The sequence below is a fragment of the Oleiagrimonas citrea genome, assembly GCF_012395255.1.
GTDB lineage: Bacteria > Pseudomonadota > Gammaproteobacteria > Xanthomonadales > Rhodanobacteraceae > Oleiagrimonas > Oleiagrimonas citrea.
The window spans coordinates 204,740-226,001 of record NZ_JAAZQD010000002.1; the positions used below are offsets into that span (position 1 = coordinate 204,740).

Sequence of the window (21,262 nt, forward strand, 5' to 3'; positions counted from 1 at the left end):
GACTCCACGGAAACACCATGTCGACCCCTCACGCCACGTCCGCCGGTCAACCGCCTGCGCATTCTCACGAGCACCATTCCTCGCATGTCACGCCCGGAGAAATCTCCATCGGCGTGGTCATCGGGCGCATTTCCGAATTCTTCGACTTCTTCGTATTCGGACTGGCCTGCGTGCTGGTCTTCCCGAAGGTGATCTTCCCGTTCGCCAGCGAACTGGACGGGATCTTCTACTCGTTCATGATCTTCGCGCTCGCGTTCATCGCGCGGCCGCTGGGCTCGCTGTTCTTCCTGATGCTGCAGCGCGAGTTCAGCCGCGGCACCAAGCTGACCGTCGCCCTGTTCCTGCTCGGCACGACCACGGCCGGCATCGCCTTCCTGCCCGGCTATGATTCGCTCGGCACCGGAGCCATCGTGGCTCTGGCCGTGCTGCGCTTCGGCCAGGGCTTCGCCATCGGCGGCAGTTGGGACGGCCTGGCCTCCCTGCTGGCGCTGAACGCACCGAACTCGCGCCGTGGCTGGTATGCGTCGATTCCGCAGTTGGGCGCACCGATCGGCTTCATCCTGGTCGCCGCCCTGTTCGCCTACCTGTTGATGAACCTCACGCAGCAGGAATTCTTCGACTGGGGCTGGCGCTATCCGTTCTTCGTCGCTTTCGCCATCAATGTGGTCGCCCTGTTCGCCCGTCTGCGCCTGGTGGTCACGCCCGAATACGCCACGCTGCTGAAGCTGCGCGACCTGGAGCCTTCGCCGGTGGGCGAGCTGGTGCGCTCGCAGGGTCGCGCCATCGCGCTGGGCGCCTTCGCGCCGCTGGCCAGCTACGCGCTGTTCCACCTGGTGACCATCTTCGCGCTGTCCTGGGCGCTGCTGTTCACCAAGCAGTCGGTGGCCACCTTCCTGCTGGTGCAGTTGGTCGGCGCCGCCGTGGCGATCCCCTGCATGTTCATCTCCGGCCGCATCGCCGACCGCTTCGGCCGCCGCATGACGCTGGCCGTGTTCGGCGTGCTGATCGCGATCTACAGCGGCTGGACGCCGGTGATGCTCAACGGCGGCACCACCGAAGGCTACCTGTTCATCATCCTCGGCTTCGGTCTGCTGGGTTTCTCCCATGCACAGGCGGCGGGCGCGGTGAATTCGAGCTTCCGCACCTACTTCCGCTACACCGGTGCGCTGATCACCTCCGACCTGGGCTGGCTGATCGGTGCCGGTTTCGCACCGCTGGTGGCGCTGGCGCTTTCGGTCTACCTCGGCGTGGGCTACGTCGGCCTGTACCTGCTCTCGGGCGCGGTCGGCACCCTCGGCGCACTGTGGATCAGCCGTGCGGGCGGCCTGCCCAACGAATGGCCGCAGGAAGAAGAGGCGCGGGCCAAGTAACGAAAAACGGCCGGGGCATCGCCCCGGCCGCAAGCAAGCACCTTTGAGCCGTCGCCCTTCCGGGCGGCGGCTTTTTCATTCCACCGTGACGGACTTGGCCAAGTTGCGCGGCTGATCCACGTCGGTGCCGCGCAGCACCGCGACGTGATAGGCCAGCAGCTGAAGCGGCACAGTGAATACCACCGGAGCGACGAAATGGCCGCCCAGCGGCACTTCGATCACTTCGCCGCGGCTGGGATCGACCTCCATGCCGGTGTCTCGGCCCGCAAGCACGTACAGTTCTCCACCGCGCGCGCGCACTTCCTGCAGGTTCGACTTCAGCTTGTCGAGCATGGCGTTGTTCGGCGCCACGGCAATAACCGGCATTTCCTCGTCGACGAGGGCCAGCGGGCCGTGCTTCAACTCGCCAGCCGGGTAGGCCTCGGCGTGGATGTAGGAAATCTCCTTGAGCTTCAGCGCACCTTCCAGCGCTACCGGGTACTGCGCGCCGCGCCCCAGGAACAGCGCATGCTGACGGTGCACGAAATGCTCGGCGAGTGCGGCGATGGCCGGCTCGCACTTCAGTGCGTCCTCAATCGCCATCGGCAGATGCGCAAGTTCGGCCACCAGACTGCGCTGTCTCGCGGCATCCAGACCGTGCATACGACCCAGTTCGAGCGCCAGCAGCGCCAACGCGGTGAGCTGGGTGGTGAACGCCTTGGTCGACGCCACGCCGATTTCGGGACCGGCGCGCGTCATCAGCTTGAGATCGGCCTCTCGCACCAGCGAGGACTCGGGCACATTGCAGATGCCCAGCGTGCCGAGGTAGCCACGTCGCGTGGTCTCGCGCAGCGCCGACAACGTGTCCGCGGTCTCACCCGACTGTGAAATGGCGACGAACAGCGTGTCATCGGGCACCACCACGTCGCGGTAGCGGTATTCGCTGGCCACCTCGACCGACACCGGCAGGTGCGCCAGCGACTCGATCCAGTACTTCGCCACCATGCCGGCGTGATAGCTGGTGCCACAGGCGACGATGTGCAGACCCTGCACCCGCGTCAGCAGGTCCTCGCCCTCCACGCCGAAGATGTTCGGCAGCACGCCATCCTCGCCCAACCGGCCTTCCAGCGTGTCGGCCACGGCTCGCGGTTGCTCGAAGATTTCCTTCTGCATGTAGTGGCGGTATTCGCCACGCTCGACGGCGTCAGAGGACAGCTCACTCTTCTGCTCCGCACGCTCCACGCGCGCGCCGTCCAGGTCGAAGATCTCGACCGATTCGCGCCGGATCTCGACCAGGTCGTTCTCTTCCAGATAGATCACGCGACGCGTGACCTGGATCAGCGCCTGCACGTCGGAGGCGAGAAAATGCTCGCCGATGCCAACGCCGACCACTAGCGGGCTGCCGCGTCGCGCACCGACCACGACACCGGGTTCGGCGGCGTCCAGTACGGCGATCGCATAGGCGCCATGCAGCTGACCCACGGCGTGTCGCACCGCTTCGCGCAGCGGCTTGCCCTGGTTCAGCGCTTCGTCGACCAGGTGCGCGATGACCTCGGTGTCGGTATCGGATTCGAACGTCCGGCCATTCTTGCGCAGCATCTCGCGCAGCTCGGCGTGATTCTCGATGATGCCGTTGTGCACCACCACGGCGCGACCGGAAGCATGCGGATGCGCGTTGCGCTCGTTGGGCACGCCGTGCGTGGCCCAGCGGGTATGCGCAATGCCGGTGCCCCCGGCGAACGGCGACGCTTCGTAGAGCGCCTCGACCTCGCGCACCTTGCCCTTGGCGCGCAGACGGTACAGCTCCGTCCCGTCGAGCACGGCGATGCCGGCCGAGTCGTAGCCGCGGTATTCGAGCGCCTTGAGGCCGGCGATGAGAATGGGAGCGACATCGCGTTGCGCGACGGCGGCGACGATTCCGCACATGGTCTATCCGTCCGTTGTCCGGGGAGCCGCGCCCGTGCCGATGCGGCGGACTCCGTGTTGCAGTGTTCCGCACGCCGATCATGTTACCGATCGGCAGGGGACGTTCAATTCACCTTTCGACGCAGATAGTTCAGCAGATCGATGCGCGTGATTAGACCGATGAAGGCGTCGCCGTCCATGACAATGGCGACGTGACCGCGGTCGAACACCGGCATCAGGTCCTCGATCGAAGACTTCACGTCCAGCTTCTCCAGTTCGGTGACCATCGCCGCCGACACTGGATCGTTGAAACGCGCTTCGTCGGCATGCACATGCAACAGCAGATCCGACTCGTCGAGGATGCCGACGATCTGGTCGCCGTCCATCACCGGCAGCTGCGAGACGTCGTACAGCTTCATGCGCGTGTAGGCCGTCATCAGCTGCTCCTTCGGTCCTACCACGACGGTGTCGCGCAGCGCGTAGGGCCGCAGGATCAGGTCGCGCAGATCACCGTACTGCTCGCGCTCCAGGAAGCCGTTGTCGAGCATCCAGTAGTCGTTGTAGAGCTTCGAAAGGTATTTGTTGCCAGTGTCGCAGACCAGACTGACCACACGCTTAGGCTCGGTCTGCTCGCGGCAGTAACGCAGCGCCGCGGCCAGCAGCGTCCCGGTGGACGAACCGCCGAACACGCCCTCCTTCGCCAACAGCTCACGCGCGGCCAGGAAGCTTTCCTTGTCGGGAATCGCGTAAGCCTTCTTCACCCGCGAGAAATCGCTGATGCCGGGCAGGAAATCCTCGCCGATGCCCTCGACCAGCCAGCTGCCGGACTTCTCCGACAACGTGCCGTCATTGATGTACTCGGCCAGGATCGACCCGACCGGATCGGCCAGCACCAGCGCGGTATCCGGCGAGGCCTTGGCGAAGAAGCGCGACAATCCGGTCATGGTGCCCGAGGAGCCGCAGCCGAACACCACAGCGTCGACGCGACCATCCATCTGCTCGAGGATCTCCGGTCCGGTCGTGGCCTCGTGAGCGGCCGGATTGTCCGGATTGCCGAACTGGTTGATGAAATACGCACCCGGCGTCTCCTCGGCAATCCGCGCAGCCATGTCCTGGTAGTACTCGGGATGCCCCTTGGCCACGTCCGAGCGCGTCAGCACGACCTCGGCGCCCATCGCCTTGAGATTGAAGATCTTTTCCCGGCTCATCTTGTCCGGAACCACCAGAATCAGCTTGTAGCCCTTCTGCTGCGCCACCAGGGCCAGGCCGATGCCGGTATTGCCGGCCGTGCCCTCGACCAACGTGTCGCCCGGCTTGATCTTGCCGGCGCGCTCGGCGCCTTCGATCATGGACAGACCGATGCGATCCTTGACCGAGCCGCCCGGATTCATGCTCTCCAGCTTCAGAAACAGTTCGCACGGCCCGGTATCCAGGTGCTGCACACGCACCATGGGCGTGTTGCCGATCAATTCGAGAACGCTGGATTGGACACTCATACGGGCTCCTTTGAAGACATGAATCGCGCTGAGTCGGTCCGTGACGCGCCGTAGGCGGCGCAACGAACGCGATGAAAGCGGGCACGGCATCATAACCGACCGCCGCGCGCACTTGCTGACCATTCGATGGCAAAACAAAGGCCGAAAGCACAAGCGCCGGACGCAATCGGCGCCCGGCGCTACGTGAATCCGAGTCGGCAACGGGAACGCTGCCGAGATCCAGAAATGCTCGAATCAGTGTACGGAGGCGTATCGTTCGCCCCACATTCGCAGTAGTCGATCCTTGGCCTGCAGTTTTTCCTTCTTCATGCAGGCTAGCGTGACGTCATCCATGGGTAGCACGCCGAGTTCCGCGTCCTGGACCTTGCTGTCCAGTTCCTGGTGATGCCGATACAGACGGCGGAATTCCGTATCGGCCTTCATCAAGGCTTCCAGATCCTCGTGAGACTGGTTTTCGAACATGGATCGTTCTCCTGTCGTGCAAGTGCGCCCGCAGTCCGGGAGCCGGCCGCGTCGACGCATGGGGAGAAAGGCATGCACGCAGCCGCGTCTCGCACCCGGACCGGGTCGAGAACGCAATGCTGGACGGGTACATGCATGATGGGTGTCGCCTCAAAACCCGCGGACGCAGAAATGGCCCGCGGCAGTTCGACCCTACTCCGCTCGACGACGACGCGCAAGCCTGCAGCGCAGCATCACGAACCGTGTGAATAACGCGTTAAATCATGCACTTGCAATGCCGCCGCGACCATAGGCCGCAGCGGCCGAAACCGCCTACTGATCGCGCAGAATGACCACGACTCGACGGTTCATGGCACGACCGGACGCCGTGGCGTTGGAGGCGACGGGATCGGCTTCGCCCATGCCCACCGTACTCATGCGCGACGCCCGCACGCCGGCTGCGATCAGGGCATTGCGCACAGCCTGTGCGCGCTGCAGCGACAGCGCCTTGTTGGCCGAGGCCGAACCCGTGGCATCGGTGTAGCCCTCGATGCGGATCGGCTTGGACGGCTGGCTCTTCACGAACTGGATCAGCTTGCCCAGATGCTGGCGCGCCTCCGGACGCAGTGTCGATTGGCCGGGCGCGAAGGCATCGCCGGTCACGGTCATCTGCTTGCCTTTGCTGCCCTGGTGAGCGGTCATGCCCTCCATGCGCGCACGAAGGGCGCGCGCGGCGGCCACGGCGAGACTGGCCTGCTTGCGCGCCAGCGCCGCGGAGCGCGACTGCGCCGCCGCCAGCTTCTTGGCCTGCTCGGCTTCCGCGCGCGCCTGCTCGGCCGCCTCGGAATACGCCTGCCCCTCGGCCTGCAAACGTTGCGTCTCTTCGGCCGCGAGCTGGTTCTCCAGACGCTGACGCTCGAGCTCGCGACGCGTGGCCTCGGCATCCTGTCGGCTGGCCTGAAGCAGGATCTTGTCGTGCTCGCGATCGAGCTGGTTGAGCTGGTGCTGGGCGTCCTCGAGCTGCGCCGAGGCCTTGGCCTGATCGACGCTGCGCTCGGCCAGATACAGGGCATGCGGACGCTCGCGCGAACTGGCATCCGCCAGACGCTGCACGGCCACGCGGGCCAGCGAGCGCTCGGCCTGCGCGTAGTGCCCCAGGCTCGGATCGTTGTCGAGCTGATTGAGGCTGGTGGTCAGACGCTGAACATCGAGATCGTCCTTGTGTGCAGCCAGTGCATTGGCACACAGCAGAACCAGGCTGGCGGCGGCCAGCAAACGGATCATGCGCAGATTCATTTACTGTCCCTCTTGCACGGCATCGGACGAACTGGCGGGCGCGGGGCTGGCCGGCGCAGGCAGCACGGTCTGCGGCAGCTCCTGCACATCCGAGGAGGATGGCGCTTGCGGCACGGCCGCCGGTCGCGCCTTGGCGGCACGCTCCAGCAGCTGCTTGCGCAGCCGGGCGTTTTCCTTGGTCTGTGCGCTGATCTGCCCACGCAAGGTGGCCAGACGAGCCTTGGTCAGCGCCAGTTGGCTATCGGCGATGGACTCGTTCGCCAGATCGGCCGCCAGCGCATTCTTGCCGTTGCCGAGCGCCGTCTGCGCCTGCTGATACTTGCCGCGAGCGAATTCCAGATCGACCGGGTCGGCGTCACCGGCTCCCGCCTTTTGCGCAGCCTGCAAGCTGGACTGCGCGCGACTCATGGTCGAAGTCGGCGGCGGTATACTGGCGCAAGAGGCCAATAGCGTTACGATGGCCGTCGCGGTCGCCCAGGACAGGGCGCGGAACGGGATGGAAGCGTTGGCGTGCTTTCGGAGCATGAAAACGTGACCTTTGCGACGTTTTGCGCGTAGGGTGAACCCGCACAATCTATCATCATCAATCAGGTAATCCACACGGTCGCCAATGGACATCGGTTACTTTCTCAAGCTGATGGTCGACAAGGGGGCGTCGGACATGTTTCTGACGACAGGCGCTCCAGTCAACATCAAAGTCGAGGGCAAGCTGTACCCCCTCGGCAACACCGGCCTGCCCAACGGCATGGTCAAGAAGATCGCCTACTCGTTGATGGACGAGGGTCAAGTTCCGCAGTTCGAGCGTGACCTGGAGCTGAACATGGCGCTGGCGGTGAAGGACGCAGGCCGCTTTCGCATCAACGTGTTCAAGCAGCGCGGCGAAGTCGGCATGGTGATCCGCGCGATCAAGAGCGACATCCCGGACATCGAGCAACTGCAGCTGCCCGCGCTGTTCAAGGACATCATCATGGAGCCGCGCGGCCTGATCCTGGTGGTCGGTGCAACCGGCTCGGGCAAGTCGACCACGCTGGCGGCGATGATCGATCATCGCAACACCAACAAGCCCGGCCACATCCTCACCATCGAGGATCCGATCGAATACCTGCACCGGCACAAGAAGTCGATCGTGAACCAGCGCGAGGTCGGCCTGGACACGCACAGCTACCACGAGGCCCTGCGCAACGCGATGCGTGAGGCGCCGGACGTGATCATGATCGGCGAGATCCGCGACACCGAGACCATGGAGGCGGCGATCTCGTTCTCCGAGACCGGTCACCTGTGTCTGGCGACGCTGCATTCCAACAACGCCGACCAGACCCTGGAGCGCATTCTCAACTTCTTCCCCGAATCGGCGCACAAGAACATCCTGATGAACCTGGCCCTGAACCTGAAGGCCGTCATCAGTCAGCGTCTGGTGGTGGGCAAGGACGGGCGCCGCATTCCGGCGGTCGAAGTACTGCTGAACACGCCGCTGATCCGCGACATGATCCGCCGTGGCCAGGTGCACGACATCAAGGAAGCCATGGACCGCAGCCTGCAGGACGGCATGCAAACCTTCGACCAGTCCCTGTACACGCTGTACAAGGAAGGCCGCATCGAACTGGAAGAAGCGTTGTCCAAGGCCGATTCCCGTGACGGCCTGGCGCTGAAGGTGCGTCTGGCCGAGGGCGGCGGCAACGACAGCGCCGAACTGAGCGAATCCGACCCCTACGGAGCGTTCTGAGGAACGCTCGGATCCGTCATGCCCCGCGGCGAGTAGCGCACGGGGCACGACGGGCTATCGCGCCGCGTCCGGCTGCGCCTCGGGAGCCGCGGCGCGGAACGCCGGCAGCGCTTGGCAGGCTTCGTGGATACGGCGGATAGTCGGATACGGATCCATCGACGCCCGCCACCGGTGCGCGTTGTAGACCTGCGGCACCAGGCAGATATCGACCAGTCCGGGGCTGTCGCCCATGCAGTAGGTTCCGGTGTTCGGACTCTGCGTCAGCATGGCCTCGAGCGCGTGGAAACCGACCTCGATCCAGTGCCGGACCCAGTTCTCGCGCTCGACCTGCGGCATTGCGTATTCGCTTTCCAGATACTGCAGCACCCGCAGGTTGCCCAGCGGATGCACGTCACAGGCCAGCTGCAGCGACATGGCCCGCGCATGTGCGCGATCGCGCGGCACCGCCGGCAGCAGCGGCGGGCCGTCCGGCCAGATCTCGTCCAAATATTCGATGATGGCCAGCGACTGCGTGATGACACGCTGACCGTGCTTCAGCGTCGGGACCAGTTCCTGCGGATTCATCCGCCGATAGTCCTCGCTGTGCTGCTGGCCGCCGTCGCGCACCAGGTGCACCGGTCGATTCTCGTACGTCAGTCCCTTCAGCTCCAGCGCGATACGCACGCGATAAGCGGCGCTGGAACGCCAGTATCCGTACAGCGTCAGATCGTTGTTCATGGGTCGCTCCCGATCCCTGCCATGCGGTGAAAGTGCAGATCGCGGCATTCTACGCATGTCCCCGCGGCGCTGTCGCCCTCGCGACCGCCGGCATCCATTTGCATCCACGCACCGAGGCCGCCGACAATAGTCCGCTTCTACGGCCTCCGGCCTTGTTTTGCGAGGGAAATTTCCGTGTCCATCATCCGCATGAGCGACCTCGATCTGCGCGGCAAGCGCGTGCTGATCCGCGAAGACCTGAACGTACCGCTGCAGGACGGCCGGATCACCTCCACCCAGCGCCTGCAGGCCGCGCTGCCCACGCTGCGCACCGCGCGCGACGCCGGCGCGAAGGTCATGGTGCTCTCGCATCTGGGCCGTCCGAAGGAAGGCGCGTTCGACGAGGCGGCCTCGCTGGCTCCCGTCGCCGAATGGCTGGGCGAGGCGCTGGGCGCACCCGTTCGCCTGGAACACGACTACCTCGACGGCGTGGACGTGGCCGAGGGCGAGGTCGTGCTACTGGAGAACTGCCGAATGAACGTCGGCGAGAAGGCCGACGACGAGACGCTCTCGAAGAAATACGCCGCACTGTGCGACGTGTTCGTCATGGACGCCTTCGGCACTGCGCATCGCGCCCAGGCCTCCACGCACGGCGTGATCCGCTTTGCGCCGGTGGCCGCCGCCGGCCCGCTGCTGTCGGCCGAACTGGATGCGCTGGGCAAGGCGCTGGACGATCCGCGTCGCCCGTTGCTGGCGATCGTCGCCGGCTCCAAGGTCTCGACCAAGCTGACGCTGCTGGAGAATCTGGTCGGCCGCGTCGATCAGCTGATCGTCGGCGGCGGCATCGCCAACACCTTCATAGCCGCGGCCGGACACGCCGTCGGCACATCGCTGATGGAAAAGGACCTGATCGACGCCGCGCGCAAGGTCATCGAACAAGCCCGCGAACGCGGCGCGGAAGTGCCGATTCCGGTCGACGTGGTCGTCGCGGACACCTTCTCGGCCACGGCCAAGGCGACCGTGAAACCCGTCGACAAGGTCGGCGACAACGAAATGATCCTGGATATCGGCCCGGACACCGCGCGCCAGTATGCCGAGCGCATCGCGGCCGCCGGCACGGTGGTCTGGAACGGCCCCGTCGGCGTGTTCGAGTTCGACGCCTTCGGCAAGGGCACGGAAACCCTGGCGCGCGCCATCGCCGCCTCGGACGCGTTCTCCATCGCCGGCGGCGGCGACACGCTGGCGGCTGTCGACAAGTACGACATCGCCGACGGCGTGTCCTATATCTCCACCGGCGGCGGCGCCTTCCTGGAATTCCTCGAAGGCAAGGAACTGCCGGCCGTGGCCGCGTTACGCGTCCGCGGCACCGGCGCGCGCTGAGCCGTCCGAAGCGGGACGTGCGATACGCCCGCTTCAGCGAAAGTGTGTTTCACTGAACGGATAACACGACGCGGATCATGCCATCCGCGCATGACAAGGCTTGAGGACCGAGCTTGATGAAAACTCTTCTGGTAACGGGCGGCGCCGGCTTCATCGGCGGGAATTTCGTACTGCAGGCGGTGGCGGACGGCCTGCGCGTGGTGAATCTGGACAAGCTCACTTACGCCGGCAACCCGGAAACCCTGGCGTCGCTGCAAGGCAACGACGCGCACGTTTTCGTGCAGGGCGACATCGGCGACCGCGAGCTGCTGCCACGCCTGCTGCGCGAGCATCGTCCCGACGCCATCGTCAATTTCGCCGCCGAATCGCACGTGGACCGCTCCATCGACGGACCGGCCGAGTTCGTGCAGACCAACGTCGTCGGCACTCTGGCGCTGCTGGAAGCCGCGCGCGATTACTGGCGCGAACTGGAAGGCGACGCCCGCAATGCCTTCCGCTTCCTGCACGTGTCCACCGACGAGGTCTACGGCTCGCTGGGCGATACCGGCAAGTTCACCGAGACTACGCCGTACGCGCCCAACTCGCCCTACTCGGCCTCGAAAGCCTCCTCGGATCATCTGGTGCGCGCGTTCCACCACACCTACGGGTTGCCGGTGCTGACCACCAACTGCTCCAACAACTACGGCCCGTACCAGTTCCCCGAAAAGCTCATTCCGCTGATCCTGCACAAGGCGCTGGCGGGCGAGTCGCTGCCGGTCTACGGCGACGGCCGCAACGTGCGCGACTGGCTCTACGTCGGCGACCATTGCGCTGCGATCCGCCGCGTGCTCGACGCCGGTCGGGTCGGCGAAACCTACAACGTCGGCGGCAATGCCGAGCGCGAGAACATCGTCGTCGTAAAGACGCTCTGCGCGCTGCTCGACGAGCATCAGCCGCTCGCCGACGGACGCAAGCGCGAAGAGCTGATCACCTTCGTCACCGACCGACCTGGTCATGATCGGCGCTACGCCATCGACGCATCGAAGCTGGAAAATGAACTCGGCTGGACCCCCAGCGAGAGCTTCGACTCCGGTATGCGTCGCACCGTCGACTGGTATATGGAGCACCAGGACTGGGTCCGGCACGTGCTCGACGGCAGCTACCGCATGCAGCGCCTGGGCGAAGGAGAGACGGCATGAAGCACACGCGCGGCATCATTCTCGCCGGCGGCTCCGGAACGCGGCTGTATCCGATCACCCAGGCCGTCAGCAAGCAGCTGATGCCGGTATACGACAAGCCGATGATCTACTACCCGCTGGCCACGCTGATGCTGGCCGGCATCCGCGAAGTGCTGATGATCAACACTCCGCACGAACAGGCTCTGTTCCAACGTCTGCTTGGCGACGGCTCGCAGTGGGGACTCGACATCCAGTACGCCGTGCAGCCTTCCCCGGACGGCCTGGCACAGGCCTTCCACATCGGCCGCGATTTCCTCGACGGCCACCCGAGCTGCCTGATCCTCGGCGACAACCTGTTCTACGGCCACGGTCTGACCGACCTGCTCCGTCGCGCCACCCAGCGCGAGCATGGCGCCACTGTGTTCGGCTACTACGTGACGGACCCGGAACGCTACGGCGTGGCCGAATTCGATCGCGACGGCCGCGTCGTCGGTCTGGAAGAGAAACCGACCGATCCGCGTTCCAACTACGCCGTGACCGGACTGTACTTTTACGACAAGCGCGTCAGCGACTTCGCCGCCGACCTGAAACCCTCTGCACGCGGCGAACTGGAGATCACCGATCTCAACCGTTGCTACCTCGATGACGGTTCGCTGATGCTCGAGCAGCTCGGCCGCGGCTATGCCTGGCTCGACACCGGCACCCACGACTCGCTGGTCGAGGCTTCCAACTACATCGCCACCATTGAGAAACGGCAGGGCCTGAAGGTCTGCTGTCCCGAGGAAATTGCCTACCTGAACGGCTGGATCGACGCCGAACAGGTGCTGAAACTCGCCGAACCGCTGGCCAAGACCGGCTATGGACGCTACCTCAAGCACCTGGTCAAACAGGGAGTCGTACATTGAAACGCATTGATACGAATCTCCCGGAGGTCTGCGTGCTGGAGCCGAAGGTCTTTGGCGACGCACGCGGGTTCTTCTACGAAAGCTACAATCAGGCCGTCTTCGCCGATCTCGGTATCGAGTCGACGTTTGTGCAGTCCAATGTCTCCCGCTCAACGCGGGGCGTGCTACGCGGCCTGCACTATCAGTGGCCGAATCCGCAGGGCAAGCTGGTCAGCGTGCTCGAAGGCGAAGTCTACGACGTGGCCGTCGACATCCGCCGCGGCTCGCCCACCTATGGCCGTTGGGCCGCCGCCATGCTCAGCGCCGAGAACCACCGCCACTTCTGGATCCCTGAAGGCTTCGCGCACGGTTTCTGCGTGCTGTCCGAACACGCCACCTTCACCTACCAGTGCACGGCGCTCTACGACGCCAAGGCCGATGCCGGGATCCGCTGGAACGACGCCGCGCTGGGCATCGACTGGCCGCTCAGCGACCCGCTGCTCTCGGACAAGGACGCGCGCGCGCCGCTGCTGGCCGACGTGACGGCGGAGCGACTCCCGGAATATGCTGCATGAACATTCTGGTGACCGGCGCGCGTGGCCAGGTCGGCTCGGCCCTGCTGACCCGGCTGGCTCCGCTCGGCGAACTCGTCGCGGCCACCCGTGACGGGACGCTCGACCGCCCGACTCCCGCAATCGCGCTCGACCTCAGCGAACCTTCATCCTTGTCGACGGTTCTCGACGCCGCGCGACCGGACGTGATCGTCAATGCGGCCGCCTACACGGCTGTCGACAAAGCGGAGAGCGAGGAAGCGCTGGCGCAGCGCGTGAACGCCGATGCCGTCGGTGCGCTCGGCCGCTGGGCCGCACAGGCCGGCGTCCCGGTCGTGCACTATTCCACCGATTACGTGTTCCCCGGCGTCGGCGATCGCCCCCTGCGCGAGAATGACCCCACGGGACCGGCCGGCGCCTACGGCCGTAGCAAACTGGCCGGCGAACAGGCGCTTGCCACCAGCGGCGCGGATCACCTTATCCTCCGCACCGCCTGGGTCTACGACGCACACGGCCGCAATTTTCTTCGCACCATGCTGCGCCTGGGCTCCGAGCGCGAGCGCCTGACCGTGGTCGACGACCAGCACGGCACCCCGACCTCGGCCGACCTGATCGCGGCCACCACGGCACACGTGCTGCGACGCTGGCTGAACGCTGACACGACGACCCGACGCGCGCAGTCCGGCGTCTACCATCTGGTCGCCGATGGCCAGACCACCTGGTGCGGTTTCGCCCGCGCCATCATGGAGCGGGCCGCGAAAGCCGGTCTACTGGATCGCGCACCGCAGGTCGAGCCCATCACCACCGCGGATTTTCCGACTCCGGCGAAGCGTCCGGCCTGGTCGGTGCTCGACACCGCACGCATCCGCGAGACATTCGATGTCACGCTGCCCGACTGGCGTATCGGGCTGGATCAGGTCATCGCGGACATGGTCTCTGTGCGCTGAAGGCGCTGCATGCCCTGCAACATCTCCTATGCATGCCTGGATTGCCGCAAGGCATTCAAGAGACCCGTGCACCTCCAGAACATGCCGGAGCATGCGCCCTGCCCCGAATGCGGCGGCCCGATGCACGACTTCGGCCGTCATTTCAAAGCGCCTAGGCAAGACGACATCAAACAGTGGAAGAAGGTGCGCTTCCTCATCGAACACGGATTCCGTTTCCAGAAAATTCGCACCGGCCCCGGCCATCACGACACCGTGCCCTACCCAGACACACTCGAAGAAGCCAGGACTTTCGTCGTCACATACAGACGATTCGCGTCGCCTGCCAGCGTGGCAGACGACGCCGATTGATTCGATCCGCACCCTCGACCGGATGCAGCGAAAGACTCAGCCGATCACGCGCCGCACGGCGTCGGCCACGTTCGCGACCGTGAAGCCGAACTTCTCGAACAGCACACCGGCCGGCGCCGAGGCACCGAAGGTGGTCATACCGATGACTTCACCGTCCAGACCCACGTACTTGCGCCAGTAGTCGGCGGTCCCGGCCTCCACCGCGACGCGCGCGCGGCAGTGGCCCGGCAGCACGCCTTCGCGGTACTCCAGCGGCTGCGCATCGAAGACCTCGGCGCACGGCATCGAGACCACTCGCACGGGAACGCCCTGATCGGCCAGATGACGCATCGCCTCCATGGCTAGGCCGACCTCGGAACCCGTGGCGATCAGGATCGCCTGGAACTGCGTGTCGGCGGGGTCATGCAGCACGTATGCACCGCGCTCGATCTGCGCCACTTGCTCGTCCGAACGCTGCTCGTGCTTGAGCGTCTGGCGCGAGAAGACCAGGCACGACGGCGCGTTGCCGCGCTCGATCGCCGCCTTCCACGCCACCGCCGACTCCACTGCGTCGCACGGACGCCAGACATGGTTGTTGGGGATGTAGCGCAGGCTGGCAACATGCTCGATCGGCTGATGCGTCGGCCCGTCCTCGCCCAGACCGATGGAATCATGGGTATAGACGTGGATCGAATGCGCCGGAATCAGCGCGCTCATGCGCACGGCGTTGCGCGCGTAGTCGGAGAACACCAGGAAGGTGGCGTCATACGGAATGAAGCCGCCATGCAGCGCCAGGCCGTTGCCGATCGCGGTCATCGCGAATTCGCGCACGCCGTAGTGAATGTAGTTCACGTCCGGACCGGCTTCGGTGACGCTGCGCGAACCCTTCCAGATCGTCAGGTTGGAACCGGCCAGGTCGGCCGAGCCGCCGATCAACTCGGGGAGCAGCGGACCGAATGCATTGAGCGCCATCTGCGACGCCTTGCGCGAGGCGACCTCGGGACCCTCGGCCTGCGTCCTGGCGATGTAGTCCTGGGCCTTCGCCGCCCAATCGGACGGCAACTCGCCATTCATGCGGCGCGTGAACTCCGCCGCGAGTTCGGGATGGGCCTCGGCGTACTTGGCCAGCAGATCGCCCCACACGCTCTCGCGTTGCTTGCCCGCCTCGCGCGCATCGAAGCCGTCGTAGATGTCCTGCGGAATCTCGAACGGCTCATGACGCCAGTCCAGCATGTCGCGCGTCGCTTTGATCTCGTCCGCGCCCAGCGCGGCGCCGTGGCTGCTTTCCTTGCCTTCCTTGTTCGGCGAACCGAAACCGATCAGGGTCTTGCACATGACCAGACTCGGCTTGCCGGTCTCGTCCTTTGCCGCCTGCAGTGCGGTCTTGATCTGCGCGGCGTCATGGCCATCGACATCGCGGATCACGTGCCAGCCGCAGGACTCGAAACGCGCGGCGGTGTCGTCGGTGAACCAGCCCGGCACCTCGCCGTCGATGGAAATGTTGTTGTCGTCATAGACCATCACCAGCTTGCCCAGCTTCCACGTGCCGGCCAGGGAAATGGCCTCCTGCGAGATGCCCTCCATCAGGCAGCCGTCGCCCGCGAACACCCAGGTGTGGTGGTCGACCAGATCGAAACCGGGACGATTGAAGCGTTCGGCAAGCACTTTCTCCGCCAGCGCGAAACCGACCGCGTTGGCCACGCCCTGACCCAGCGGGCCGGTCGTGGTCTCGACGCCCGGCGTGTCCGCCGCCTCGGGGTGTCCCGGTGTCTTCGAATGCCACTGGCGGAAGTTCTCCAGTTCGCGCATCGACAGGTCGTAGCCGGCCAGATGCAGCAGCGCGTACTGCAGCATCGAACCGTGACCGTTGGAGAGCAGGAAGCGGTCCCGATTGAACCAGGCCGGGTTTCCCGGGTTGTGACGGTAGAAGTCGTTCCACAGCACCTCGGCGATATCGGCCATGCCCATGGGCATGCCGGGGTGGCCGGATTTGGCCTTCTCCACGGCGTCCATGGCAAGAGCGCGGATGGCGTTGGCGAGTTCGCGGCGGTTCGGCATCGTCAATCTCCAGAATGCGAGGGGCGTGGCAACGAAAGCGCCCATTGTCGCCGATATGACCGTCGCTGTCGCCGTGCGGGCGACCTGTTCAGGCTGATTAACGCTCACTTAATTCTAAACCGATCGGTATTGGAACCATTCATGCGGACCCCTATCTAATCCATCCGAAGCCGTCGCCGTGGGCCGACGGCCGAAGTTCATCCGCCCACCGGCTACCCCGAGCCGACACAAAAAAGATCGAAGGAGACATCCCCCATGAAAAAGACGCTGATTGCTCTCGCACTCGTCACTGCCGGCATGGCCACCGTGCCCGCCTTCGCGCAGAACGCCCCCACCGACAACGGCGGCTGGTTCCTCGGCGCCAAGGTCGGCCAGGCCAAGCTGAACAAGGGTCCGTATGACGGCAACGACACCGGCTACGCCATCAACGGCGGCTACCGCTGGGCCGTCGCCCCGAATACGGCGCTGGGCGTGGAGGCCGGCTACAACGACCTCGGCAACATCAAGCTGAAGAACGCCTTCAACAGCAACCCGGTGGTCGCCAATCCGAAGTCGAAGCTGCACGGCTGGACCTTCGGCGTGAACGGCAAGTACAACTTCACCCCGAACTGGTACGCCAGCGCTCGCGCCGGCATCTACCAGTGGAAGGGCCACGGCTTGAGCAACGATCAGAACCCGCTGTATCGCAGCCTGGACAAAACCGACTGGTACAGCGGCGTCGGCTTCGGCTATGACTTCACCAACAACTTCAGCCTGGGCCTGAACTACGACTACTACCAGGCCAAGAAGGACCACGTGAACCTGAGCACCAATCTGGTGTCAGTCAGCGCCGAATACCGGTTCTGATCCAGTCCACGCCGTCACCAACCGCCCCGCGCCCCTGCGGCCGGAGCGGTCGGCTTGACGCACATGACGGGCGAGCGCCGTGCATCACGGCGTTCGCCCGCTTGTGTGAACGCGTTCTGCAAAAAAGACGATCCGGTCTGGCTATACTCCGCGCCCCGAAACGGGCTCGGTTCTCCGACTCGGTTCCGCATGGCGCACGGCCATCGCACGCTCCGCCATGATTCGAAAAACCACCGCAGACAACTCGAACGCATCGCGTCCGACGACCATCGCCATAGCCCATTACTAACAACCACAGAAGGAACTCCACGATGAACAAGAACATGCTCGCTCTCGCCCTGATCGCCGCCGGCGCCGCAGCCCCGGCCATCAGCATGGCTGCACAGCCCGGCGACGGCGCCTTCGTCAGCGTCCAGGCCGGCCAGTCCCGCCTGCAGGGCATGAGCGCCTCCAACGACACCGATACCGGTTATGGCATGGACGTCGGCTATCGCTGGGCCGTGTCGCCGATGGCACAGGTCGGTTTCGAGGTCGGCTACCTCAACCAGGGCACCTTCGCCGACAACTACCTCGGCAGCCGTGTGACGGCCAAGGTGTCCGGCGCCAAGGCCGGCGTGAACGCCAAGTTCAACTTCACCCCGAACTGGTTCCTGATGGTCCAGGGCGGCTACTTCAACGCCCACAACAAGGTCGGCGTCCAGAGTGGCGGTCTGAGCTACAGCGACAGCAAGACCAAGGGCACGTGGTATTCCGGCGTCGGCTTCGGCTACGACTTCGCCAACAACACCAGCCTGAGCCTCAACTACAACTACATGGACGACAAGTACAACGACCAGGGCACGCATCTGGACCTGAGCAGCAACCAGGTCGCCGTGCGCTTCGAAGCGCGGTTCTAAGACCACTCTTCGGTTGCACCGTACATATTGCGTTGGCAACACAACAAGGAGCGTGGCCTCATAATGCCCGCTCCTTGTTCCTGCGGATGACTACCCGCAGTCTGAAGAAAAATCAAAAGCCGGCACTCAACTGAACCGACCAGCCATCCAAGAAACGATAACGATGAAGATAAGGAGATCGCTTTGAATAAAGATATGATCACGCTTGCCCTGCTGTGCACAGGAATCTGCGCCACCGCCACGGCACAGGCTCAGAACCCCAATGGCTGGTTCGTGAATGCAGGCGTCGGCACCCCTCATTACGATGCGAAATTAAATGGCTTCAAGGTCGACGGCAGCAACTCGAGCACCAGCTTCCAGATGAACGCCGGGTGGCGCTGGCAGACCATCGGCGTGGAAGCCGGTTATGTGGATCTCGGAAACCTCCACAATTCTTTGGATTCAAACGACTTTGCAAAGTACCCGTACGGCACGCCCTACAGCTCGGTGAACTACAAGCTGTCGACGGATGGCTGGACACTGGGTCTGAACGGCCACTTCAATCCGACCGATAAATGGTATGTCTCGGCGCGCGGCGGCTTGTTCATGTGGAAAGCCCGAAGTAATGAAACCGTCGTACCTACCGGCAGCACGGCAGAACGATATTCGTCCACGAACCGCTCCACCGACTGGTATGCGGGTGTCGGTACCGGCATGGATGTCAATCGTCACGTCAGTCTGGGCGTGAATTTCGATTACTACAAGATGAAAAAAGATTCCCTGAATATTGGCAACCGTATGTATTCGGTGAATTTCGAATATCGTTTCTGAGTCCGGCCATATGTCGTCGACATGCGAAAAGAGGCGGCAACAAGGCCGCCTCTTTTCATGTGCATTCGTTAAAGAGGTGTTGTGAGCCACACAGCGCTGATCTAGAATCCACCTACCGTCACGGAAAGGACGGAACCCGACGCAAGGTCGGGATGTTTACGGAACTTACTACATAAGGGGAATTCATCTTGAACAAGAAAATGACGGCGCTCGCGCTGCTGTGCGCAGGTGCGTGCGTGACGGCATCTGCCCAGGCCAAAGATCTCACCGGTTGGTTCGTCAACGCTGGCGCGGGCTCGGCCCACTACCACGCGACGTACGACAATTACGACCTGGGCAGTGACTCGGACACCAGCTTCCAGGTCAATGCCGGCTGGCGCTCCCAGTTCATCGGCGTCGAAGCCGGTTATGTCGACCTGGGCGGCATCACCGATTCGCTCTCCGCGAGCGACCTGTACGGCACCGGTTACCGCTCGGCCAAAGCCAAGCTGTCCGGAGACGGCTGGACGCTGGGCCTGAACGGCCATTTCAACCCGACCAAGATGTGGTACATCTCGGCGCGCGGCGGCCTGTTCATGTGGAAGGTGCACTACAAGGAAAGCGACGTTCCCGTGATGGGCACCACGCAGCATTATTCCTACAGCAAGCAGTCCACCGACTGGTATGCCGGCGTGGGCACGGGCGTGGATTTCAGCCGCCACACCAGCCTCGGCGTGAACTTCGACTACTACAAGATCAAGAAGTACGGCATCGACATCGGCAACCGTGTCTACACCGTCAACTTCGAGTACCGCTTCTGATCGACCTGCGTCGATGGAAAACAAAAAGGGCGGCCTGCAGGCCGCCCTTTTTGTTATGTGAAAACCGGATCGAATCGAACGCGATCAGCCTTCCCACTGACCCAGTGCGGCCAGACCGTTCTCGCGGGCGCGCTGCGCCACGGTCTTCTGCGCCGAGGCATAGTTGCCGCGCATGTCTTCGCCCCACAGCTTCAACGCCGCCTGCTGCATGGCGCGGCCGTAGGAGAACGACAGCGGCCACGGATGCGGACCAATCTGATTCATGGCATTCAGATGCGCCGTGGCGTCCTCGTCGGACTGACCGCCGGACAGGAACACGATGCCCGGCAACGTAGCCGGCACGGTGGACTTCAGGCAGCGCACGGTGGCCTCGGCCACTTCCTCGCGACTGGCCTGCTGCTCGCAGTTCTTGCCAGAGATCACCATGCTGGCCTTGAGGATCGTGCCCTCCAGCATGACGTTGTGCTCGTACAGCGCACCGAACAGGCTGCGCAGCGTGGCCTCGGTGACTTCATAGCACAGGTCGATGTCGTGGTTGCCGTCCATCAGTACTTCCGGCTCGACCATCGGCACGATGCCGGCTTCCTGGCACAGCGCGGCATAGCGCGCCAGAGCGTGGCAGTTAGCTTCGATGCAGGTCGAGCTGGGGCTGTCCTCGTCGATGCCGATCACAGCGCGCCACTTGGCGAACTGCGCACCCAACTTGGCGTACTCGGCCAGGCGATCGCGCAGGCCGTCCAGACCTTCGGTCACCAGCTCGCCTGGGAACCCGGCCAGCGGCTTCGCGCCCATGTCGACCTTGATGCCCGGGATGATGCCGGCTTCGCGCATGACCCGCGTGAACGGCACGCCGTCCTTGGTGGACTGGCGCAAGGTTTCGTCATACAGAATCGCGCCGGAGATGTGATCGCCCAGATCCGGCGTGGTCAGCAGCATCTCGCGGTAGGCGCGGCGATGCTCCTCGGTGTTCTCCACGTTCACCGACTCCAGGCGCTTGCGGATGGTGTTGGTGGATTCGTCGATGGCGATGATGCCCTTGCCGGGCGCGACCATCGCCTGCGCGATGCTTTCCAGATCTTCGATGCTCATGACGACTCCGTCGGTGTGACTGCGGTCAGACCGCTTGGCAACGTGGACACCACCCCTGGGATGGGGTGGGAAAGGCGCGGATTATAGGCCAGAACGGCGCCATTCTCGACCTTCCTGACGACCGACTTCACCGCCGCCGCCGACCCACTCAGCCGTTGTCGTAACCGGGCAGCTTGCACCGCGCGAGCAGGGCCTCGCGCGCAGCGGCGTCGCGCGGCATGTTGAAACGTACGATGTAATAGGTCGACACCGGCACATCGGCGGTGTTGTCGCTGCTGGCGGCGTAGCGGAAATTGCGCACCAGGCTGACGGCGATGGCGCCGAAGTCGCTGTCGGCGGGCACGACCTTGCGCGCTTTCACGTCCCGCGGTACACCGTCGCTGCCGATCAGGTAGCTGACCGACGCACAGCCCGGCTGGTCGAGCTTTCGTCCGACATTGGGTATCTGGCCGTCGACCTGACTCTTGGTCATGTTCCAATAGCCGGGCAGCCGGTCCGGCGCGACCGTGCGCGTCTGGGCAAAGGCGGGCGCGGCGACCAGAATGGCGCCGATCAGCGAGAGCAGAACAGAAGATGTGCGATGCATGGCATGCCTCCGGCAGATGGATCTC

General features: G+C 64.3%; 21 protein-coding genes. 12 read left to right on the forward strand and 9 right to left on the reverse strand.

Annotation, left to right across the window (positions count from 1 at the left end; genetic code table 11):
• The first annotated feature begins 17 nt into the window (after positions 1 to 17).
• Entirely contained in the window at positions 18 to 1,370 is a 1,353-nt protein-coding gene (locus tag HF690_RS04870) for an MFS transporter (protein WP_113064369.1), read from the forward strand.
• A 75-nt stretch (positions 1,371 to 1,445) separates the two neighbouring features.
• Here HF690_RS04870 and glmS read toward each other — a convergent pair whose 3' ends face one another.
• The 5 genes from glmS to HF690_RS04895 form a co-directional block, all read right to left on the reverse strand.
• Positions 1,446 to 3,275 (reverse strand): glutamine--fructose-6-phosphate transaminase (isomerizing), encoded by a 1,830-nt coding sequence (glmS, locus tag HF690_RS04875; RefSeq protein WP_168608657.1) that lies wholly within the window; start codon positions 3,273 to 3,275, stop codon positions 1,446 to 1,448.
• A gap of 104 nt (positions 3,276 to 3,379) precedes the next feature.
• Positions 3,380 to 4,750 carry a pyridoxal-phosphate dependent enzyme gene (locus HF690_RS04880; RefSeq protein WP_113064367.1) on the reverse strand — a complete coding sequence of 457 codons (1,371 nt, stop codon included), beginning with the start codon at positions 4,748 to 4,750 and terminating at the stop codon, positions 3,380 to 3,382.
• A gap of 234 nt (positions 4,751 to 4,984) precedes the next feature.
• Positions 4,985 to 5,212, reverse strand: a complete 228-nt coding sequence (locus HF690_RS04885; protein WP_113064366.1) for an HP1242/YdcH family protein — start codon at positions 5,210 to 5,212, stop codon at positions 4,985 to 4,987.
• A 312-nt stretch (positions 5,213 to 5,524) separates the two neighbouring features.
• Positions 5,525 to 6,487: an OmpA family protein gene (locus tag HF690_RS04890; protein WP_168184675.1), complete on the reverse strand. Its 963-nt coding sequence runs from the start codon at positions 6,485 to 6,487 to the stop codon at positions 5,525 to 5,527.
• On the reverse strand, positions 6,488 to 6,895 hold the full coding sequence (locus HF690_RS04895) for a DUF4398 domain-containing protein (RefSeq protein WP_168184674.1): 408 nt from the start codon (positions 6,893 to 6,895) through the stop codon (positions 6,488 to 6,490). It abuts the gene before it with no gap.
• A gap of 202 nt (positions 6,896 to 7,097) precedes the next feature.
• Between HF690_RS04895 and HF690_RS04900 the strand changes: the two genes are divergently transcribed.
• Positions 7,098 to 8,210, forward strand: coding sequence for a PilT/PilU family type 4a pilus ATPase (locus HF690_RS04900; protein ID WP_113064364.1), 1,113 nt, complete (start codon positions 7,098 to 7,100; stop codon positions 8,208 to 8,210).
• Between the two features lie 54 nt (positions 8,211 to 8,264).
• Here the strand turns inward: HF690_RS04900 and maiA are convergent, their stop codons facing one another.
• Positions 8,265 to 8,927, reverse strand: coding sequence for a maleylacetoacetate isomerase (gene maiA, locus HF690_RS04905; protein WP_113064363.1), 663 nt, complete (start codon positions 8,925 to 8,927; stop codon positions 8,265 to 8,267).
• Between the two features lie 174 nt (positions 8,928 to 9,101).
• Here maiA and HF690_RS04910 point away from each other — a divergent pair, with 174 nt between their 5' ends.
• From HF690_RS04910 to HF690_RS04935, 6 genes are all read left to right on the forward strand, one after another.
• Positions 9,102 to 10,286, forward strand: a complete 1,185-nt coding sequence (locus tag HF690_RS04910; RefSeq protein ID WP_168608658.1) for a phosphoglycerate kinase — start codon at positions 9,102 to 9,104, stop codon at positions 10,284 to 10,286.
• Positions 10,287 to 10,402: 116 nt separating this feature from the next.
• Positions 10,403 to 11,464 (forward strand): dTDP-glucose 4,6-dehydratase, encoded by a 1,062-nt coding sequence (rfbB, locus tag HF690_RS04915; protein ID WP_168608659.1) that lies wholly within the window; start codon positions 10,403 to 10,405, stop codon positions 11,462 to 11,464.
• Positions 11,461 to 12,348, forward strand: coding sequence for a glucose-1-phosphate thymidylyltransferase RfbA (gene rfbA / locus HF690_RS04920; protein ID WP_168608660.1), 888 nt, complete (start codon positions 11,461 to 11,463; stop codon positions 12,346 to 12,348). Before rfbB ends, rfbA begins: the two co-directional genes overlap by 4 nt.
• On the forward strand, positions 12,345 to 12,902 hold the full coding sequence (gene rfbC, locus HF690_RS04925) for a dTDP-4-dehydrorhamnose 3,5-epimerase (protein ID WP_168608661.1): 558 nt from the start codon (positions 12,345 to 12,347) through the stop codon (positions 12,900 to 12,902). Before rfbA ends, rfbC begins: the two co-directional genes overlap by 4 nt.
• Positions 12,899 to 13,825: a dTDP-4-dehydrorhamnose reductase gene (rfbD, locus tag HF690_RS04930; protein WP_168608662.1), complete on the forward strand. Its 927-nt coding sequence runs from the start codon at positions 12,899 to 12,901 to the stop codon at positions 13,823 to 13,825. Before rfbC ends, rfbD begins: the two co-directional genes overlap by 4 nt.
• Before the next feature lie 9 nt (positions 13,826 to 13,834).
• A complete protein-coding gene (locus HF690_RS04935; RefSeq protein ID WP_168608663.1) occupies positions 13,835 to 14,173 on the forward strand; it encodes an FmdB family zinc ribbon protein in 339 nt (112 codons plus the stop codon).
• A 36-nt stretch (positions 14,174 to 14,209) separates the two neighbouring features.
• Here the strand turns inward: HF690_RS04935 and tkt are convergent, their stop codons facing one another.
• Positions 14,210 to 16,210 (reverse strand): transketolase, encoded by a 2,001-nt coding sequence (tkt, locus tag HF690_RS04940; RefSeq protein WP_168608664.1) that lies wholly within the window; start codon positions 16,208 to 16,210, stop codon positions 14,210 to 14,212.
• Between the two features lie 255 nt (positions 16,211 to 16,465).
• Here tkt and HF690_RS04945 point away from each other — a divergent pair, with 255 nt between their 5' ends.
• The 4 genes from HF690_RS04945 to HF690_RS04960 all read left to right on the forward strand — a co-directional run bounded on the left by HF690_RS04945 (position 16,466) and on the right by HF690_RS04960 (position 19,562).
• The gene (locus HF690_RS04945; RefSeq protein ID WP_113064354.1) at positions 16,466 to 17,056 is read left to right on the forward strand and encodes a porin family protein; all 591 of its coding nucleotides are present in this window, start codon (positions 16,466 to 16,468) and stop codon (positions 17,054 to 17,056) included.
• A 311-nt stretch (positions 17,057 to 17,367) separates the two neighbouring features.
• Entirely contained in the window at positions 17,368 to 17,952 is a 585-nt protein-coding gene (locus HF690_RS04950; protein WP_168608665.1) for an outer membrane protein, read from the forward strand.
• A gap of 195 nt (positions 17,953 to 18,147) precedes the next feature.
• Entirely contained in the window at positions 18,148 to 18,762 is a 615-nt protein-coding gene (locus HF690_RS04955; protein ID WP_168608957.1) for a porin family protein, read from the forward strand.
• A 188-nt stretch (positions 18,763 to 18,950) separates the two neighbouring features.
• Positions 18,951 to 19,562 carry an outer membrane beta-barrel protein gene (locus HF690_RS04960; RefSeq protein ID WP_240151591.1) on the forward strand — a complete coding sequence of 204 codons (612 nt, stop codon included), beginning with the start codon at positions 18,951 to 18,953 and terminating at the stop codon, positions 19,560 to 19,562.
• Positions 19,563 to 19,646: 84 nt separating this feature from the next.
• On the opposite strand, the gene HF690_RS04965 is transcribed toward HF690_RS04960, so the two are convergent.
• Both HF690_RS04965 and HF690_RS04970 read right to left on the reverse strand, forming a co-directional pair.
• On the reverse strand, positions 19,647 to 20,651 hold the full coding sequence (locus tag HF690_RS04965) for a class I fructose-bisphosphate aldolase (protein WP_168608666.1): 1,005 nt from the start codon (positions 20,649 to 20,651) through the stop codon (positions 19,647 to 19,649).
• Positions 20,652 to 20,799: 148 nt separating this feature from the next.
• Complete coding sequence (locus HF690_RS04970) at positions 20,800 to 21,237, reverse strand: energy transducer TonB (protein WP_168608667.1); 438 nt, start codon at positions 21,235 to 21,237, stop codon at positions 20,800 to 20,802.
• Positions 21,238 to 21,262 lie beyond the last annotated feature (25 nt).

What these genes read in the sequence shown, in the direction of transcription:
- HF690_RS04870 (WP_113064369.1), top strand. Translation starts at nt 18, where the DNA reads ATGTCGACCCCTCACGCCACGTCCGCCGGTCAACCGCCTGCGCATTCT.
- rfbB (WP_168608659.1), top strand. Translation starts at nt 10,403, where the DNA reads ATGAAAACTCTTCTGGTAACGGGCGGCGCCGGCTTCATCGGCGGGAAT.
- HF690_RS04895 (WP_168184674.1), bottom strand. Translation starts at nt 6,895, where the DNA reads ATGAGTCGCGCGCAGTCCAGCTTGCAGGCTGCGCAAAAGGCGGGAGCC.
- HF690_RS04935 (WP_168608663.1), top strand. Translation starts at nt 13,835, where the DNA reads ATGCCCTGCAACATCTCCTATGCATGCCTGGATTGCCGCAAGGCATTC.
- glmS (WP_168608657.1), bottom strand. Translation starts at nt 3,275, where the DNA reads ATGTGCGGAATCGTCGCCGCCGTCGCGCAACGCGATGTCGCTCCCATT.
- HF690_RS04955 (WP_168608957.1), top strand. Translation starts at nt 18,148, where the DNA reads ATGATCACGCTTGCCCTGCTGTGCACAGGAATCTGCGCCACCGCCACG.
- maiA (WP_113064363.1), bottom strand. Translation starts at nt 8,927, where the DNA reads ATGAACAACGATCTGACGCTGTACGGATACTGGCGTTCCAGCGCCGCT.
- HF690_RS04880 (WP_113064367.1), bottom strand. Translation starts at nt 4,750, where the DNA reads ATGAGTGTCCAATCCAGCGTTCTCGAATTGATCGGCAACACGCCCATG.
- HF690_RS04885 (WP_113064366.1), bottom strand. Translation starts at nt 5,212, where the DNA reads ATGTTCGAAAACCAGTCTCACGAGGATCTGGAAGCCTTGATGAAGGCC.
- HF690_RS04950 (WP_168608665.1), top strand. Translation starts at nt 17,368, where the DNA reads ATGAACAAGAACATGCTCGCTCTCGCCCTGATCGCCGCCGGCGCCGCA.
- HF690_RS04890 (WP_168184675.1), bottom strand. Translation starts at nt 6,487, where the DNA reads ATGAATCTGCGCATGATCCGTTTGCTGGCCGCCGCCAGCCTGGTTCTG.
- tkt (WP_168608664.1), bottom strand. Translation starts at nt 16,210, where the DNA reads ATGCCGAACCGCCGCGAACTCGCCAACGCCATCCGCGCTCTTGCCATG.
- HF690_RS04900 (WP_113064364.1), top strand. Translation starts at nt 7,098, where the DNA reads ATGGACATCGGTTACTTTCTCAAGCTGATGGTCGACAAGGGGGCGTCG.
- HF690_RS04965 (WP_168608666.1), bottom strand. Translation starts at nt 20,651, where the DNA reads ATGAGCATCGAAGATCTGGAAAGCATCGCGCAGGCGATGGTCGCGCCC.
- rfbA (WP_168608660.1), top strand. Translation starts at nt 11,461, where the DNA reads ATGAAGCACACGCGCGGCATCATTCTCGCCGGCGGCTCCGGAACGCGG.
- rfbD (WP_168608662.1), top strand. Translation starts at nt 12,899, where the DNA reads ATGAACATTCTGGTGACCGGCGCGCGTGGCCAGGTCGGCTCGGCCCTG.
- HF690_RS04945 (WP_113064354.1), top strand. Translation starts at nt 16,466, where the DNA reads ATGAAAAAGACGCTGATTGCTCTCGCACTCGTCACTGCCGGCATGGCC.
- HF690_RS04970 (WP_168608667.1), bottom strand. Translation starts at nt 21,237, where the DNA reads ATGCATCGCACATCTTCTGTTCTGCTCTCGCTGATCGGCGCCATTCTG.